At 59.1% G+C, this 14,789-nt stretch carries 14 protein-coding genes; 7 read left to right on the top strand and 7 right to left on the bottom strand.

Annotated features, from left to right (window positions below; all coding sequences use genetic code 11):
* The first annotated feature begins 68 nt into the window (after positions 1-68).
* Genes M9Q49_RS15780 through M9Q49_RS15765 form a run of 4 tightly spaced genes read left to right on the top strand, consistent with a single transcriptional unit; the run spans position 69 to position 5,390 of the window.
* Positions 69-2,186, top strand: coding sequence for a complex I subunit 4 family protein (locus tag M9Q49_RS15780; protein WP_254509762.1), 2,118 nt, complete (start codon positions 69-71; stop codon positions 2,184-2,186).
* A 35-nt stretch (positions 2,187-2,221) separates the two neighbouring features.
* Positions 2,222-4,114, top strand: coding sequence for an NADH-quinone oxidoreductase subunit N (locus M9Q49_RS15775; protein ID WP_254509761.1), 1,893 nt, complete (start codon positions 2,222-2,224; stop codon positions 4,112-4,114).
* A 27-nt stretch (positions 4,115-4,141) separates the two neighbouring features.
* Positions 4,142-4,579 carry a hypothetical protein gene (locus M9Q49_RS15770; protein ID WP_254509760.1) on the top strand — a complete coding sequence of 146 codons (438 nt, stop codon included), beginning with the start codon at positions 4,142-4,144 and terminating at the stop codon, positions 4,577-4,579.
* A gap of 31 nt (positions 4,580-4,610) precedes the next feature.
* Positions 4,611-5,390: a TatD family hydrolase gene (locus M9Q49_RS15765; protein ID WP_254509759.1), complete on the top strand. Its 780-nt coding sequence runs from the start codon at positions 4,611-4,613 to the stop codon at positions 5,388-5,390.
* On the opposite strand, the gene M9Q49_RS15760 is transcribed toward M9Q49_RS15765, so the two are convergent.
* Both M9Q49_RS15760 and M9Q49_RS15755 read right to left on the bottom strand, forming a co-directional pair.
* On the bottom strand, positions 5,366-5,620 hold the full coding sequence (locus M9Q49_RS15760; RefSeq protein WP_254509758.1) for a hypothetical protein: 255 nt from the start codon (positions 5,618-5,620) through the stop codon (positions 5,366-5,368). The two genes, M9Q49_RS15765 and M9Q49_RS15760, sit on opposite strands and share 25 nt — an antisense overlap.
* A gap of 33 nt (positions 5,621-5,653) precedes the next feature.
* On the bottom strand, positions 5,654-6,415 hold the full coding sequence (locus M9Q49_RS15755) for an FHA domain-containing protein (protein WP_254509756.1): 762 nt from the start codon (positions 6,413-6,415) through the stop codon (positions 5,654-5,656).
* Positions 6,416-6,560: 145 nt separating this feature from the next.
* On the opposite strand from M9Q49_RS15755, the gene M9Q49_RS15750 reads away from it, so the two are divergent.
* Positions 6,561-7,940, top strand: a complete 1,380-nt coding sequence (locus tag M9Q49_RS15750) for a DUF1501 domain-containing protein (protein ID WP_254509753.1) — start codon at positions 6,561-6,563, stop codon at positions 7,938-7,940.
* 83 nt (positions 7,941-8,023) lie between these two features.
* Here M9Q49_RS15750 and M9Q49_RS15745 read toward each other — a convergent pair whose 3' ends face one another.
* The 5 genes from M9Q49_RS15745 to M9Q49_RS15725 all read right to left on the bottom strand — a co-directional run bounded on the left by M9Q49_RS15745 (position 8,024) and on the right by M9Q49_RS15725 (position 11,793).
* A complete protein-coding gene (locus M9Q49_RS15745; protein ID WP_254509752.1) occupies positions 8,024-8,476 on the bottom strand; it encodes a hypothetical protein in 453 nt (150 codons plus the stop codon).
* A gap of 29 nt (positions 8,477-8,505) precedes the next feature.
* Complete coding sequence (locus M9Q49_RS15740) at positions 8,506-9,000, bottom strand: DUF3592 domain-containing protein (protein WP_254509751.1); 495 nt, start codon at positions 8,998-9,000, stop codon at positions 8,506-8,508.
* 65 nt (positions 9,001-9,065) lie between these two features.
* A complete protein-coding gene (gene map, locus M9Q49_RS15735) occupies positions 9,066-9,884 on the bottom strand; it encodes a type I methionyl aminopeptidase (RefSeq protein ID WP_254509749.1) in 819 nt (272 codons plus the stop codon).
* A gap of 185 nt (positions 9,885-10,069) precedes the next feature.
* The gene (locus M9Q49_RS15730; RefSeq protein WP_254509748.1) at positions 10,070-10,879 is read right to left on the bottom strand and encodes an MBL fold metallo-hydrolase; all 810 of its coding nucleotides are present in this window, start codon (positions 10,877-10,879) and stop codon (positions 10,070-10,072) included.
* A 50-nt stretch (positions 10,880-10,929) separates the two neighbouring features.
* Positions 10,930-11,793, bottom strand: coding sequence for a ThuA domain-containing protein (locus tag M9Q49_RS15725; protein ID WP_254509747.1), 864 nt, complete (start codon positions 11,791-11,793; stop codon positions 10,930-10,932).
* Positions 11,794-11,932: 139 nt separating this feature from the next.
* On the opposite strand from M9Q49_RS15725, the gene M9Q49_RS15720 reads away from it, so the two are divergent.
* Both M9Q49_RS15720 and M9Q49_RS15715 read left to right on the top strand, forming a co-directional pair.
* On the top strand, positions 11,933-12,997 hold the full coding sequence (locus M9Q49_RS15720; RefSeq protein ID WP_254509746.1) for a ligase-associated DNA damage response exonuclease: 1,065 nt from the start codon (positions 11,933-11,935) through the stop codon (positions 12,995-12,997).
* A gap of 2 nt (positions 12,998-12,999) precedes the next feature.
* Positions 13,000-14,589: an ATP-dependent DNA ligase gene (locus M9Q49_RS15715; RefSeq protein WP_254509745.1), complete on the top strand. Its 1,590-nt coding sequence runs from the start codon at positions 13,000-13,002 to the stop codon at positions 14,587-14,589.
* Positions 14,590-14,789: the final 200 nt, after the last annotated feature.

Raw genomic sequence — 14,789 nt, 5'->3', positions numbered from 1 at the left:
CGCCAAACTCAAAACACGAATTCGAACAAAGAGCTCAGTAACAAGCATTTTCGGCTTGGATTGGAATTATGGATCCCGCACTGCTCCTCCTATCGCTGATCGTATTCCTCCCCGTGATCGCGGCGATTGTCATCGCGTTCATTCCAGCCAATCAGGTAGACGGCATCCGCTACGTCACCCTGGCTGCCACGGCGGCGGTTCTCGCGCTATGCGGCTTCGTTTTCTTCGGCAACCAAGGAACGAACTACGACATCGCTCAGGCCCAGATGCAGGATACGTTCAACGTCGGCTGGATTCCGTCGTTTGACATCGAGTACTACATGGGCGTCGATGGCATCAGCTTTCCGCTGGTCATGCTGACTGCCTTCGTCAGCTTGCTCGCATGCGGGGCCAGCTGGTCGATCACGAAGTACATCAAGGGTTACTGCATTCTGTTCCTGCTGCTCGAAACGGGCATGCTGGGCGTGTTCATGGCCCTCGATTTCTTCCTGTTCTATGTGTTCTGGGAAGTGATGCTGCTGCCGATGTACTTTCTCATCGGCGTGTGGGGTGGTCCTCGCAAGGAATACGCAGCTATCAAGTTCTTCTTGTACACGCTGCTCGGCTCGGTGCTGATGCTCATCGCCATCCTGATGCTCTATTTCGCCGGCGATCTGCAAACGCTGAAGGATCAATACGTTGCTCAGGCCGATGACGCCGAACGGCCGATTCGCTGGTCGGAATTGAATCTGGGCGATGCTGTCAATGCGAAGCTTGGCGTGAAAACGCTCGGCCGCGGCGACAATTCGGTAGTGCTGATTCGTAAGAGCGAAGGCGCCGCCCGAGCCCTAGAAGTGAAAGTGGCTCCTGGCGATGTGACTGCTGCGAACTTTGACGCGACCGGCAATGTCCTCTCGCTGATGCTCGCCAAAGATGCCAAGGCCGCTGATGTGGCCACGGCCATCAACGGCAATGCAGCCGCCGCGAACATCGTGGTGGCTAAGGGTGGTGATGGCAGCCTGTCGACGGCAGAACAAGCCGTTTCGTTGCCGGCGTTCAAGGTGCCGACTCGCGACGCCAATGGCGTACCTGTCGAGAAGGTCCATACGTTCAACTTGCTCGCCTTGGCCGCGCTCGGTCAGCACACCAAGGTTTTTGATGGTGTGATCCTCGGTCGTTCGCTGCAATGGTGGGCCTTCCTGCTGCTGTTCATCGGCTTCATCATCAAGGTGCCGTCGGTTCCGGTTCACACCTGGTTGCCTGACGCTCACGTCGAAGCTCCCACGCCGATCTCGATGATTCTGGCCGGCGTGCTCTTGAAGATGGGTGGCTACGGCATCCTTCGCATCTGCTATCCGATCTGCCCCCACGGCGGTTACGACCTGATGTGGGTCGTCTGCTCGCTGGGCGTGATCAGCATGGTCTATGGCGCCTTCGCAGCTCTCGCTCAGAAGGACTTCAAGCGGATGGTCGCTTATAGCTCGGTCAGCCACATGGGTTATGTGCTGCTGGGCATCGGCGTCTGGTCGGCGACGAAGGGCAATGCCTATGTCGCGGATTACTGGAACATGGGCGTGCAAGGCGCGATGTTCCAAATGATCGGTCACGGCGTGAGCTCGGCCGGCATGTTCTTTATGGTCGGCATCATTTATGACCGGGTGCATCACCGCAACCTGGAAGAATTCGGTGGCCTGTTCGGCAAAATGCCGGTTTATACCGCGATGGCGATGGGCTTGTTCTTCGCTGGTCTCGGTTTGCCCGCTCTCTGCGGATTCATCGGCGAAGTGCTGGTAGTCCTCTCGGTTTGGAAGTTCAGCATGCTGCTCGCAGTTGTCTCTGCCGCAGTGGTGATCTTGACTGCCGCTTACATCCTCTGGGCTCTGCAGCGAGTTTACCTCGGTGCCGAGTACAAGGGGCCGCACGGCGATCACATCACGCCTTCCAACGGCCGCGAAAACCTGATCGGCATCACGCTGCTCCTCTTCGCGATTCTGTTCGGCATCATGCCGTACCAGACCGTGCTGAAGTACATGGACAAGACGATTACCCGGCAGACGAGCGACCTCGCCAAGTGGACTCGCGACGTCAAGCAGCCGGAATTGACTCTGAAAGAACAGGAAAAGACTGCCCCGACGACACCACCCACCGCGAACGCTGCCTTGCAGCCCGCTGCAGTGGAAGTTGTGAGCAGTGGTTCGGACCAGTAAGCCAGCATTAAGCACGCACGCAAAAGATATCAGCCGTGAATCTTCATCAACTAGTCAGCGAATTGATCATCGATACCAAGGGCTCGCCCGATGGCAGCTTCTTGTCGATCGCGCCCGATTCGAGCCTGTCCGTGTTTACGCCTGAGCTGATCATCTGTGCGACGATCCTGCTCATGTTGTTGGTTCGGCTGTTCGAAGCCGGTCGCCGGTTCAACACCGGTTACATCGCGCTGGCGGGAAGCTTGATCGCGTTGTACTTCGCCGCTCCGGGCAGCTTGTTCTCGCTGCCGACAAGTGCTGATGTTGCCAAGCCCACAGACATCGTGCGGATGGAAATCTTCACGGGCATGCTCGTGTATGACGCTTTCTCCGTCTACGTGCGGGCCGCGCTCCTGTTGTTCGCCGCCCTGTTTGTGATTTTCACTTGGCTGTCGGGCATTCCTGATCTAGAGGATGGCCCCGACATTTACACGCTCGTGCTGGGCGCCACGCTCGGCATGTGCTTGATGGCATCGGCCAATCACTTGCTGACGATCTTCCTCGCCGTCGAAATGGCGAGCGTGCCGTCCTATGTGCTGGCTGGTTTGCTGAAGGGTCGACGAGTTTCTAGCGAAGCGGCTCTGAAGTATTCGATCTATGGCGCTGGCACCGCAGGTGTGATGCTTTACGGCATTAGCTTGCTCGCCGGTTTGCTCAATACCGCTCACCTGCCGACCATGGCAGCGACGATTGCTCAGCGACTCTCGACCGAGGGTGGCTTCCTGCCGAGCGAAATGATGGTGCTGGCCCTCGGCGGCTTGATGCTCAGCGTCGGCTTGGCGTTCAAGTTATCGGCCGTGCCGTTCCACTTCTGGTGCCCGGACGTCTTCGAAGGGGCCACCGCCGAAGTGAATGCGTTTTTGAGCGTTGCCTCCAAGGCCGGTGCTCTCGCGTTGCTCGTCCGCGTGACGATCGGCCTCGGCATCATTGCTCCCCCAGGTGTTTATCCTGGTCAACGGACGGCTGGTCTGCAAAAGCAACCACCAGCCGTGAATGTGACGATGGCAGCCAACGCTGAGAACCTGCAAGTCAAGTTCCAGCAGCCCGAAGCAACCGCCGAAAAGTCGGAAGCCAAAGAATCGGCCAAAGAATCGGCCAAGGCTGAAGCCGCTCCCGCTCCGGTTGTTGTGGAGAAGTCGCCGTCGATCGTGCGAGCCGAAGCAAATGCCCGGCTGTCGCCGGTCCGCTGGTTCATCGCTCGCCTGGTCGCTCTGTTCGCCGTGGTTACTTGCACCTTCGGCAACCTCGCCGCTTATGGTCAAAACAACATCAAGCGGCTGTTCGCTTACAGCACCATTGCTCACGCTGGTTACATGTTGATGGCGATTCCCGCCGTGATGGTTCTCGCGGGCACTGGCAATGGCGGTGCCGAACGGGCGATCGCTGCCCTGGGCATTTATATCGCGGTCTATCTGTTCATGAACCTCGCGGCCTTCGCCGTGATTGCCTTCCTGCGGAACGCGATGCGGAGCGAAGACCTTGCCGATTACGCCGGTCTGCTCAAGCGGTGCCCGCTGACGGTCATCTGCTTCTCGCTCATCCTGTTCAGCTTGGTTGGTTTGCCGCCGCTGTCGGGCTTCATCGGTAAGTTTGCGATTTTCGCCTCGCTGGTCGAAGCCTATCAAGCCGCTGGCAAGGATGGCTTCTTCCTGCTGCTGCTCATCGTGATCGGCGGTTTGAATACGGCCATCAGTCTGTTTTATTACCTCCGCGTCGTGAAGATCATGACCATCGACGAAGAGCCCCGCGATCGTCGGCCGTTCGTGTTTTCCGACGTGTCGTTGGCGAGCGCTTACCTGTGGGTTCTGGCCCTGCCGACTTTGGGTTTGATCATCAATTGGGAAGGGCTGAACCGGCTGGCGCTGGCCGCGGCCTCGCAACTCTTCTAAGCAGCCCTTCAAATTTCTGCAACGACTATGTCCGAATCTTCGACGTACGACATCCTGAACCGCATCGCGATCCTGCATAGCCGGTCGCTCGCCGCGTATTTGCACTATGCCAAGCCGTGGGCCATTCAAGCCCATCCCAAGACGCAGGCGGTGCTCGAACAGATGGTCGCCGATCAGTTGGATACGGTCGATCGCCTGGCGGCCCTCATCATGGAAAATGGTCCGGTCGATCCGGGCGAATTTCCGATTTCGTTCACCGGCTGGCATGACCTGTCGGTCGATTGGCTCGTCAATAAGTTGATCGAGCGGCAGAAGCGGACGATTGCTTTGATGGAGCAACTCACCGCCGAATTGAACCTGGCCCCTTACGCGCAAGCGATGGCCCGCGAAGCGGTCGGCCAAGCCAAGGGACATCTCGAGAATCTGCAGGAAGTGGCCGGCGAACTGCAAGTGTCGCCCGCCTAGTGTGATGCTCTGCACACACTAGAATTCAAGCATGGAACTCTACGACACCCATGCGCACCTCTTCGACGATCAGCTCGCTGCTGACGTCGCCGGCGTCATCGAGCGAGCGCGACTCGCCCGCGTCACCCGCATTCTCGCCGTCGGCACGACGGCCGATTCGAGTGCAGCCTGTCAGCAAACTGCTGTGCAATTTCCGAATGTGGTCCGCAGTTCGGCCGGCATTCATCCCAATCATGCCGGCGAAGCGCAACCGGGTGACTGGGATCGTATCGTTGAACTCGCCAAGCTTCCCGAGGTCATCGCTCTCGGCGAAACCGGCCTCGATCTCTATTGGAAAGATTGTCCGCTGCCGCTGCAGCAGGATTATTTCGATCGTCACATTCGCTTGTCGCAGCAGACGGGCTTGCCTCTCGTGATTCACCAGCGCGAGACGACGCAGGAAATTCTTGCCATGCTCCGCGAAGCGCGGCAGCGCGGTGAACTCCGCGGCGTGATGCATTCGTATACGGGAACTGCCGACGAGGTGAAAGAGTTCATCGCGCTCGGCCTGCACATCAGTTTCGCCGGCATGCTGACGTTCAAGAAGTCGGATGATCTGCGAGCGGTGGCAAAGACGATTCCCGCCGAGCGCTTGCTGGTCGAAACCGACTCCCCTTATCTCACGCCGCATCCGTTTCGCGGTCAGCGGCCGAACGAGCCGCGACTGGTCGTGCATACGGCCGAGTGCCTGGCCGAAGTTCGTTCGTTGTCGCTCGGCGAGTTGGCAGCGCTCACCACGGCCAATGCTCAGCGACTCTTCACGCGGCGATAAATCAGCAGCAGCTCCTCTTCGAGCGAGTTGAAGTCGGCAATCACTTCCGTGCTGTCCCAGTCGAGTTCGCCGTTCCCTTCGAGCGCGATCTCATGCATCCGATCCTGCGCCAGGCTGATCAGCGTCGCGTGCAGCGAGTCGTCGCTCGCGCACCGCGATTGCAACACGATGCGAGCTTCTTTCGCATCGAATTCAATCAAGCCGCTAATCGTGTCTTCGCCGGGATACATACGTCGAATCGTTTTCAAAATGCTTGGGGTGAATCAGGCGCTCTGTCTTCTTAATGACGTGCTCGCCGACGGCGTGGTTCGCGCGCCCATGAACAATTTCAAACCTTGATGCTGCTTGGCCGTTTGCAGGCTGGCCCGCACATCGGCAAGCAGCGCCCGCACTTTATCGAGCGCAGCCGATTCGTCGATTTCCCACGCCGAAAAATCGGCCGGAAGAAATGGTTCGTCATCATCGTTCGAATCGGGACCGCGGCCCGGGCCATCGCCGCCGGGTTGCGAAGAAGTTCGTTGCGTCAGGCGGAATGCATACGCGCCGAACTCGAGCAGCGAGCCCACCGGCAGTTCCGCGACATCGAGCTCCACTTCGTCAACGAGCAGTTCCGGCCCCACGCCAAAGCGGCGAACGCTGACGGTTTCGTTCAGCTGTTCGTCGGTCTTCACGTACAGATACAGGTACGTCTCGGGAAACGACTCGTCGGCCAACACCAGGTCGCTGTCGGCGGCGGTGCCGATCATGAATACCGGGCCGGCGATCGGACGGAACATCTGCTGAGCCGTGCCGCGGACAATCTCGAGTCCCCACACGGCCTTGGGAAACGCGACATGCGGCTGCGATTCGCCCGACTCTTTGCCAGAACCGCTCGGTTCGTCAATCCGCGTGTAAAAGTTCGCCATCGCCAGTTTCCGCCCTGCTATCAGTTCACCGAGGAGCATGTGCCAGCGGAATTCGCCCGCTGCTATCGTCATCATCGGATGCGGTGACAGGACCGGGTAAAGCGCAAAGGTCGAGCTCATTGAAAAATGCCGCAGCCGATGCACCCCGAGGCGTTACAGGCCGCAAGGTCAGGGCTGCTGGCAACGGCGAAAATAGATTGAATGTCGCCGCGGCCTCCGCGATAATCCCGAAATCTCGCCTCCCACCCTGCCTGGATTCCCTCCCATGAATCGGCACTTCGTCTCGAGTGCTCTGCACACGCGCCGGCAATGGCTGGCCTGCAGCGGCGGTGCAGCGGCATCGCTCATGCTGCCGCAACTGCTGCGAGCGCGCGAAAACTTGCCGGCAACAACGGGCGAGAAAAGTTCCGCGCCAGCCCAAGCGGCCATCGTCATCTATCTGCAGGGCGGCCTGTCGCATTACGAAAGTTTCGATCCCAAGCCCAATGCGCCGACGGCCTGGCGGGGTGAGTTCAATCCAATCGCGACGAAGTTGCCCGGCGTTCATTTTGCCGAACACGTGCCGTTGCTCGCCGCGCGGGCCGATCGATTCAATGTGCTGCGGAGCGTCTACGTCGATTCGCCTAGCCATCCCGTCGCGATCCATCAAACGCTGACCGGTTGGGATCTGCCCGGCGCGGATGTGGCGGGAAAAAATCGCAACATCACCAACCCTTCGATCGGCGCTTGGGTCTCGCGTTTGCGAACGGGCAATCGCCGCGATCTGCCGCCGTATGTCGCCATTCCTCACGATGCCCAGCTCGGCACGCGCGTTCGCTATGCCACGGCCGGTTTGCTCGGCGCTGCCCATGAAGCAGTCTGCGCGGGAATTCCACCCGATAGCGCGCAAGGCCACTACGATCCGCCGCGTGATCTGCGGCTGCAACCCACTTTGAATGGATCCCGTCTCGATCAACGATTGTCGCTGCTCGATTCGCTCGAAAATCCACAGGCCTGGTCACAGCGTCTCCCCTCGAGCGAAGCTTATCATCGCCAGGCCCTGGAGATGCTCACGGGCGACGCGGCCGGCATGGCCTTTGATCTGAATCGCGAGAGCACCAAACTTCGCGAACAGTACGGCAGTCATTTGTGGGGCCAACAAACGATTCTCGCGCGGCGGCTCGTCGAAGCGGGCGTGCCGTTCACGCTGGTGAATTACACGCTCACGCAGCATCATGGCCAGGATTGGGATACGCACGTCGACAACTTCGGCGCGATGCGGAACACGCTCCTGCCGCCGATGGACCGCGCGGTCAGCATGCTCCTCGACGATCTCGCCGACCGCGGCTTGCTCGATACAACACTCGTCGCCGTTTTCGGCGAGTTTGGCCGCACGCCGCAGATCAACGCCCAAGGAGGCCGCGATCACTGGCACAACGTTTGTTCGGTGATGCTCGCCGGCGGGGGCTTAAAACGCGGCATCGTCTTTGGCAGCAGCACGAAGGGTGGCGACCTGCCGCTCGATCGACCGATCCCGTTCAACGACGTGCTCGCCACGATCTATCACCAGTTGGGCATTCCCACCGATGCGATGTTCCGTGACCAACTCGACCGACCCATGCCGGTGCTCGCCAACGGCCAGGTGATTCGCGAACTCATTGCGTGATCTCTCGCGCACGGCAGCTCGCTTTGCTGCACTTACGCTGTGCAAAGTCGCGTACCCCGAAGCCATACTTCGGTCGAGCGGATTCAGATCACAGGTGGATCCTCATCGCCGTTGAGCATCTCTTTGATTTGCTCAATGGCGCCGGGAATCGCCTCGTAATCGCCCGTTTTGGCGAACTCGCTGATTTCATCGAGCATGCTCAGCAAGCCTGGTTTACCGGCTGGCATCAGTGCTTCGAGCATGTGCCAGCTGTAAAGGTGGCCGATGAGGTCCCACGTCACGCCACTGTGCAAAGTCCGGCTGGGATCGCGCAGGAAGCGTTCCATTTCAGCGAGCCACAGAACGGCCGCATCCGTGCCATCGACATAGACGTGAAAGACCGCAGCCTTGATCATTTCCGGCGGCGCGGCCGGATACAACTGCTCGAAATTCTTCTTCGCCAGTGCTAGTCGCTCCACCCCTCGCTGCATCATCGCCACAGCGAGTTCCTGGCGCTCGTCACGAGTCAGATCAAAAACAGATTTAGCGTTCGACATGGCTACTGTTTGCTGAGGCAATCGAACCATCACAATCCCGGCCCGAGTACCTCGTTATACAGCATTGCCCGTTGCGGCTTAGCTGGATCAACGAGCAAGCGGATCTGCGGCGACTGCTGATAACGTTCGACTGCGCTGGCGACAATTTCGGTAGCGCCGGCATAGGTGCTACGCAGGTAAGTGTAGCGGTAGTGCATCGACCGCATCCCCTTCATTTGCACCAAACCGATGCTCGTCATCTGGCCGATCACTTCCACGCCGTAGCGGGCCAGATACAGCGACTTGCGAATTCGCCACAAGCACCAGGGAACGCAAATCAGCGTGCCGATGATGGCAAACGCCAGGTAAAGATTGGAGGAAACTCCTTCTTCATCACCGCGTTTATTCAGCGGATCAATCCCACACAGCCTTAGCGCGTAGAGGAGGAACAGCAACAAGACTGGTCCGCCAAAGATCAATGCGTTGATCTGGATGATCTCACTGCGCAGCTCGGCAGGCACTTCTCGTTGCGGTTCCAAAGCCATGGCAGGTGACTCGGTAATTTGCGAGCAGAGTGGATGCGTGTCGATTCGAAGCGACCGACTGGGCGTTAGAACTTGTGCCCGCGCTGCGGCCCATTCGGCGGCACGGTCAGTGGTTCCGGACCGTTTTCCGTCATCAGAATGGTGTGCTCGAATTGGGCGCTCAGGCCGCCGTCTTTCGTGCGCACTGTCCAGCCGTCGCGCTTGCTCAGCAGCGTATCGCGGGTGCCAGTGTTGATCATCGGCTCGATGGTGAAACACACGCCGGGCTCGAGACGTTGGCGACGTGCTTCGGGCGACGATGTGGGATCGTGCGGGATGGTCGGTGGCTGATGGAACTGCCGACCGACGCCGTGACCGACGTATTCTTGCACGACGGAGAACGTGTTCTTGCGGGCGTTGCGGCAAATGGCTTCGCCGATTTCGGAAACGCGGCTGCCGGGCTTGATGGCGTCGATCGCGGCCCACAAGCAATCGAACGAGCACTGCGTGACCTTGCGAGCGAGATCGCTCACGGGCTCGATCAAAAACGTTTCGGATGAGTCGCCGTGCCAGCCGTCGACGATCGACGTCATGTCGACATTCACAATGTCCCCTTCGCGGAGAGCATAGTCCGACGGAATGCCGTGGCAGATCACGTCGTTGATGCTCGTGCAGCAGCTCTTCGGATAAGGCCCATGCTGGCCGGCGTAACCGAGCGTGGCGCAGCGATGGCCATGGTCTTGGGTGTACGTGCTGATCAGGCGGTCGATGTCGTTGGTCGTGACGCCGGGCTTGATCATCGCGCGGACTTCGTCCATCAGGCGGGCGTTGAACTGGCCGGCAGCGCGCATCTGTTGCCGCTCGGCTTCATCGAGTTTCAGGCGGCGTTTGCGGTTGTAAAGCATCGTGCGTGCGGATCTGGAGGAGGTGCTGTTAAGGAGAAATCCAATGCTCTAATCATACCCCATCGCCAAGCCGGAGGGGAGTTGAAAAGAGGAGGATGCGAGAGACGAGGGGCGCGAGAAGAGGGGAAAATTCCAAGCAGGTAAACTGTAACTTCCTCGACTTCCGCTGCGGTGTCTCATCCTGTTTACGTAAGCGGAATTTTCATGCCGTCGTAACCCATTTCGACTCCCGGCGGCAGGCGGGAGTTTGTCTCCGCATGTCCCAGGTCATGGCAGATGTGGGTGAAGATGGTTCGCTTGGGCTTCAGTTGTTCGGCGACGGCGAGGGCTTCTTCCACCGAAAAATGCGTGACGTGCGGCCGCCAGCGGAGCGCGTCGATGATCAGCACATCGAGCCCTCGCAGCTGGGCCATCGTGTCGCCGGGAATGTGATTGGTATCGGTGCAGTAGGCGATGTTGCCGACGCGAAAACCCATCACCTCAAACCGCGGGCCATGCTGCAACCGCAGCGGCAGGATCTCACCGCCGAGAATTTGGTGCGGCGAAAGATCCAGCGGCTGGATCGACAGCTGCGGCGCAGCGCCGCTGTGGGTGTAGTGCGATTCATCGGCAAAGGCATAGTCGAACGCACGGCGAATGCGGCGCTCGACGGGCTCTTCGCAATAGAGCGGAATCGGATGCCCAAGATAAAAAGGAAACAGCCGCAGATCATCGAGGCCGAACAGATGATCGGCATGCTCGTGGGTGTAGACCACCGCATGCACGATGCCGACCCCCTCACGCAGCAATTGAAACCGCAAGTCGGGGCCGGTATCGATCAGCAGGTTCCCCTCGGGTAAACCGATGATCGCGCTCGCCCGCGTCCGCTTGTCGCGCGGATCGGTACTCGTGCAAACCTCGCACCCACACCCCAGCGAAGGCACGCCGACGCTCGTGCCAGTTCCTAGTAGAATGAACTGGCCGCGAATGTCGGTAGTGAGGAGAGGTTTTGGCACTGTGAAATCCTAGTAGGTCAGGCACTTAAGTGCCTGACCTACGATTACGACTACGGCTTCTTGGCTGGAGTCGGTTGTGGATCGCCGGGCTTCGATTCGAAGCTGAACTTGAAATCCTTGGCGGGATCCTTGAGGTAGCTGTCGTTCAATTTATCGCACGACCAGAGCAAGCCGCGCGAGACGTAGTTGAGGAACACCGGGTCTTGCATCTCGGTGCTGTAATGACCGACCGTGGTGCCGAACACGCGACCTTTGCCATAGGTGTTGGTCCAGATGCAGACGTGGTCGCTCTTGGTTTCGTGGCTGTAGCCCTTGGCCAGCGGCGTGCAGTTGTCCCAGGTCTTTTCGATGTGATAGAGCTCGCCGTTGGGCGTCTTCCATTTTTCGCCAAAGCCCTTCATGATCGGATTTTCGGGCTGTACGTTGACGGCGTCAAACGCGAAGTGGCTGCCGTGGCGATGCGACGTGACGCCGACGAACTTGAACCACTCGTCGGTCTTGTCGCGGTAGCAATGCATCGCGCAGTGAATGACGATGGCCGGCTTGCCTTCACGATGCGGCTTCAAGATCCGCTCGGTGAAATCGGGTTCCTTCACATCGGCAAAGCACTCGTTGTGAATGACCACATCATAGGGATCGGCCCAGCCGTCCTTTTCGTAAATCGAAACCTTGTGGTTTGTCTTATTGCCACCCTCGTGCACGATGGTGAATTCGGCTGGCACGCGAGCGCCGATCCCTTCGCTGAGAATCAGCTTCTGGCGATCGTAATCATGGCAGCAGCCCCCGGTAACGAGCAGAACCTTCAGCGGTTTGACTTCGCCTTGCGCTGCCGCTGGTTGCTGCGAGACCAACAGTCCGCCGCAGCAAACAACACCGAGCACAAGCCAACGAAAAATGGAGAGAGTTTCAGACATGGTGAAATCCTTGGGTGAAATAGACGTTTGAGCATTGTAACGACATCTCAACTCCCCTGCTGGCTGAAAATGAAATTCAGCGGCGAGCTTTGGCCTCTGATATGCAGTGCAATGTCCTTCTCCAATTTGAGGATGCACCGTGACCTTGTCGCTGCTCACCGAGACACCCGCCGGTTTGTATTGCCCGGCCGGCGATTTTTACATCGACCCCTGGCAACCCGTTGCGCGGGCCGTAATCACGCATGCGCACGGCGACCACGCACACTTCGGACATGAACACTATCTGACCGCGACCGATGGCGAATTCGTCCTTCGTTCGCGAATGGGCCCGGCGGTGCACATCGATACGCTCCCTTACGGTGAATCACTCACGCACGGAGGCGTGCGTGTTTCACTCCATCCCGCTGGCCATGTGCTCGGCTCTGCGCAAGTTCGCTTGGAAAAAGATGGCGAAGTCGTTGTCGTCTCGGGCGATTACAAAGTGGCCGCCGATCCGACGTGTAAACCGCTGGAGGTCGTACGTTGCCACAGCTTCATTACGGAGTCGACCTTCGGGCTGCCGATTTATCGTTGGCCCACTTATCAGGTGCTCGTCGATTCTTTCAACGATTGGTGGCGGATAAGCCGCGATGAAGGTCGGGCTGCGCTCGTCTTTGCTTACTCGCTGGGAAAAGCTCAACGCGTCCTGGCCGGATTGGATCCGAGCATCGGGCCGATCTATTGTCATGGCGCTGTGGAAAAGATGAACGCGGCGTACCGTTTCAGCGGCATCGAATTGCCGGAAACGAAGTACGCCGGCGGTGGCGAACGTGGGAAGGATTGGGCCGGTGCGCTCATCATCGCGCCACCATCGGCAGCGGGAACTCCTTGGCAACGAAAGTTCGGCGATGTGGCCACCGCGTTTGTCTCCGGCTGGATGGCCGTGCGCGGCGCGCGACGGCGACGCGCGGTCGATCGCGGCTTTGTCCTCTCCGATCATGCCGATTGGCCGGGACTGTGCAACACCATCGCAGCCACCGGCGCCGAGCGCGTCTTCGTCACCCATGGTCAAGTGCCGGTGATGGTTCGTTGGCTGCGTGAACAAGGTCTCGATGCTCAGTCGCTGCGAACAGAGTTTGAAGGCGAACAAGACGGCCGTGATGACGCGCTTGAAGAGCCTGCCGAAACTCCAACAAATCAGCACTCGACAGAAGCTGAGGGCTGATCATGCAACGCTTTGCTGAGTGCTATCGCCGTCTCGATGAGACGACCAAGACCAATCGCAAGATCGCCGCCATGCGCGAGTACTTCGCCGCGGCAGCGCCGGCCGATGCGGCTTGGGCTGTCTTCTTTCTCTGTGGCCAGAAACCAAAGCGTCTCATCCTCATTCGCAACCTCGCGCAGTGGGCAACCGAGCTCGCTGAGATTCCCGAGTGGTTGTTTCTCGAATGCTACGAAGCGGTCGGCGATCTGGCCGAAACAATCGCACTGCTCCTGCCACCGCCGAGCAATCCCGCGCCGCGGCCGTTGCATGAGTGGATGGAAAATGTCTTGCTGCCGCTGGCGAAGATGCCCGAAGTGGAGCAGCGCGAAGTGCTGCGGCGTGCCTGGTCGGAACTCGCGCCGGAAGAACGCTTCGTTTTCAACAAGCTGGTGACCGGCTCGTTTCGCGTCGGTGTTTCGCAAGGCCTTGTCGTTCGCGCCCTCGCCGAAGTCGCGGGCCTTTCGCCGGCCGTGATTGCTCATCGTTTGATGGGAACCTGGCAGCCGACGGCGGCTTTTTTTCAACAGCTGCTCGCGCCTGACACTGGTGCCGCCGATCGCAGTCGGCCGTATCCTTTCTGCCTTGCTCATCCACTGCAAATCGATCCGCAAGAGCTCGGCCCCGTCGAGAATTGGTCGGCTGAATGGAAGTGGGATGGCATTCGCGCGCAGCTGATCCGCCGTGGCGGCGAAACCTATCTCTGGTCGCGCGGCGAAGAGCCGATTCTCGAACGCTTCCCAGAGATCGAAGCCGCGGCCGCCGCGTTGCCGGAGGGAACCGTGCTCGATGGCGAAATCCTCGCCTGGCGAGACGATGTGCTACCTTTCGCTGAATTGCAGAAACGAATCGGCCGCAAAACGGTCGGCAAAAAGTTGCTCACCGATGTTCCCGTTCGGCTGGTTGTGTTCGACCTCTTGGAAGAAGGGAACGTCGATCTGCGTTCGCAGCCGTTTCAAGAGCGTCGAGCACGCTTGGATGCTTTGCTTCCCTCTGGCAAATCGAAAGTCTTCATGCCGTCGCCAATCATCATCGCGAGCGGCTGGGATGAACTCGCGCGCCTCCGCGAATCGAGTCGCACGCGCCAAGTTGAAGGCCTCATGCTCAAGCGACTCGACTCGCCGTATGAAGTGGGCCGCGTGACCGGCTCGTGGTGGAAGTGGAAGATCGAGCCTTACTCGTGCGATGCTGTGCTGATCTACGCCCAGCGCGGCTCCGGCCGCCGCGCGAGCCTTTATACCGACTACACCTTCGCTGCCTGGCAGGACGGCCAACTCGTGCCGTTTGCGAAGGCCTACTCCGGCCTTTCCGACGAAGAGATTCGCGAGGTCGATCGCTTCGTCCGGCAAAACACCATCGAAAAATTCGGCCCTGTCCGTTCGGTCAAACCCGAACTTGTCTTTGAACTTGCCTTTGAAGGAATCCAAGTCTCTTCTCGCCACAAATCAGGACTCGCCGTCCGCTTCCCTCGCATCGCCCGCTGGCGGAGAGACAAACAACCCGCCGATGCGGATACATTGGAAATGATTCGGGGATTGCTGAAGGCCGAAGATTAGCGCGACTTCTCAACGTCGCCGCCAACAAAATAAATAGCTAGAGAATTGAAAATGCCACCTGACAAAGGGTGTCACATCCTATTGTAGTAGCGTTTTAACCCACTTTAATGGCCGGGACTGCTTCGTCTCACAGGTTCTTCAACGGAAGTCCCCATGGCCGACATTTCCTTGCCGACAGAGATCGTCAATTGGATTCAAGC

The sequence above is a fragment of the Anatilimnocola floriformis genome (assembly GCF_024256385.1).
Lineage (GTDB): Bacteria > Planctomycetota > Planctomycetia > Pirellulales > Pirellulaceae > Anatilimnocola > Anatilimnocola floriformis.
The sequence above is the reverse complement of the archived record's forward strand: the minus strand, read 5'-3'. Positions and strand labels throughout refer to the sequence as shown.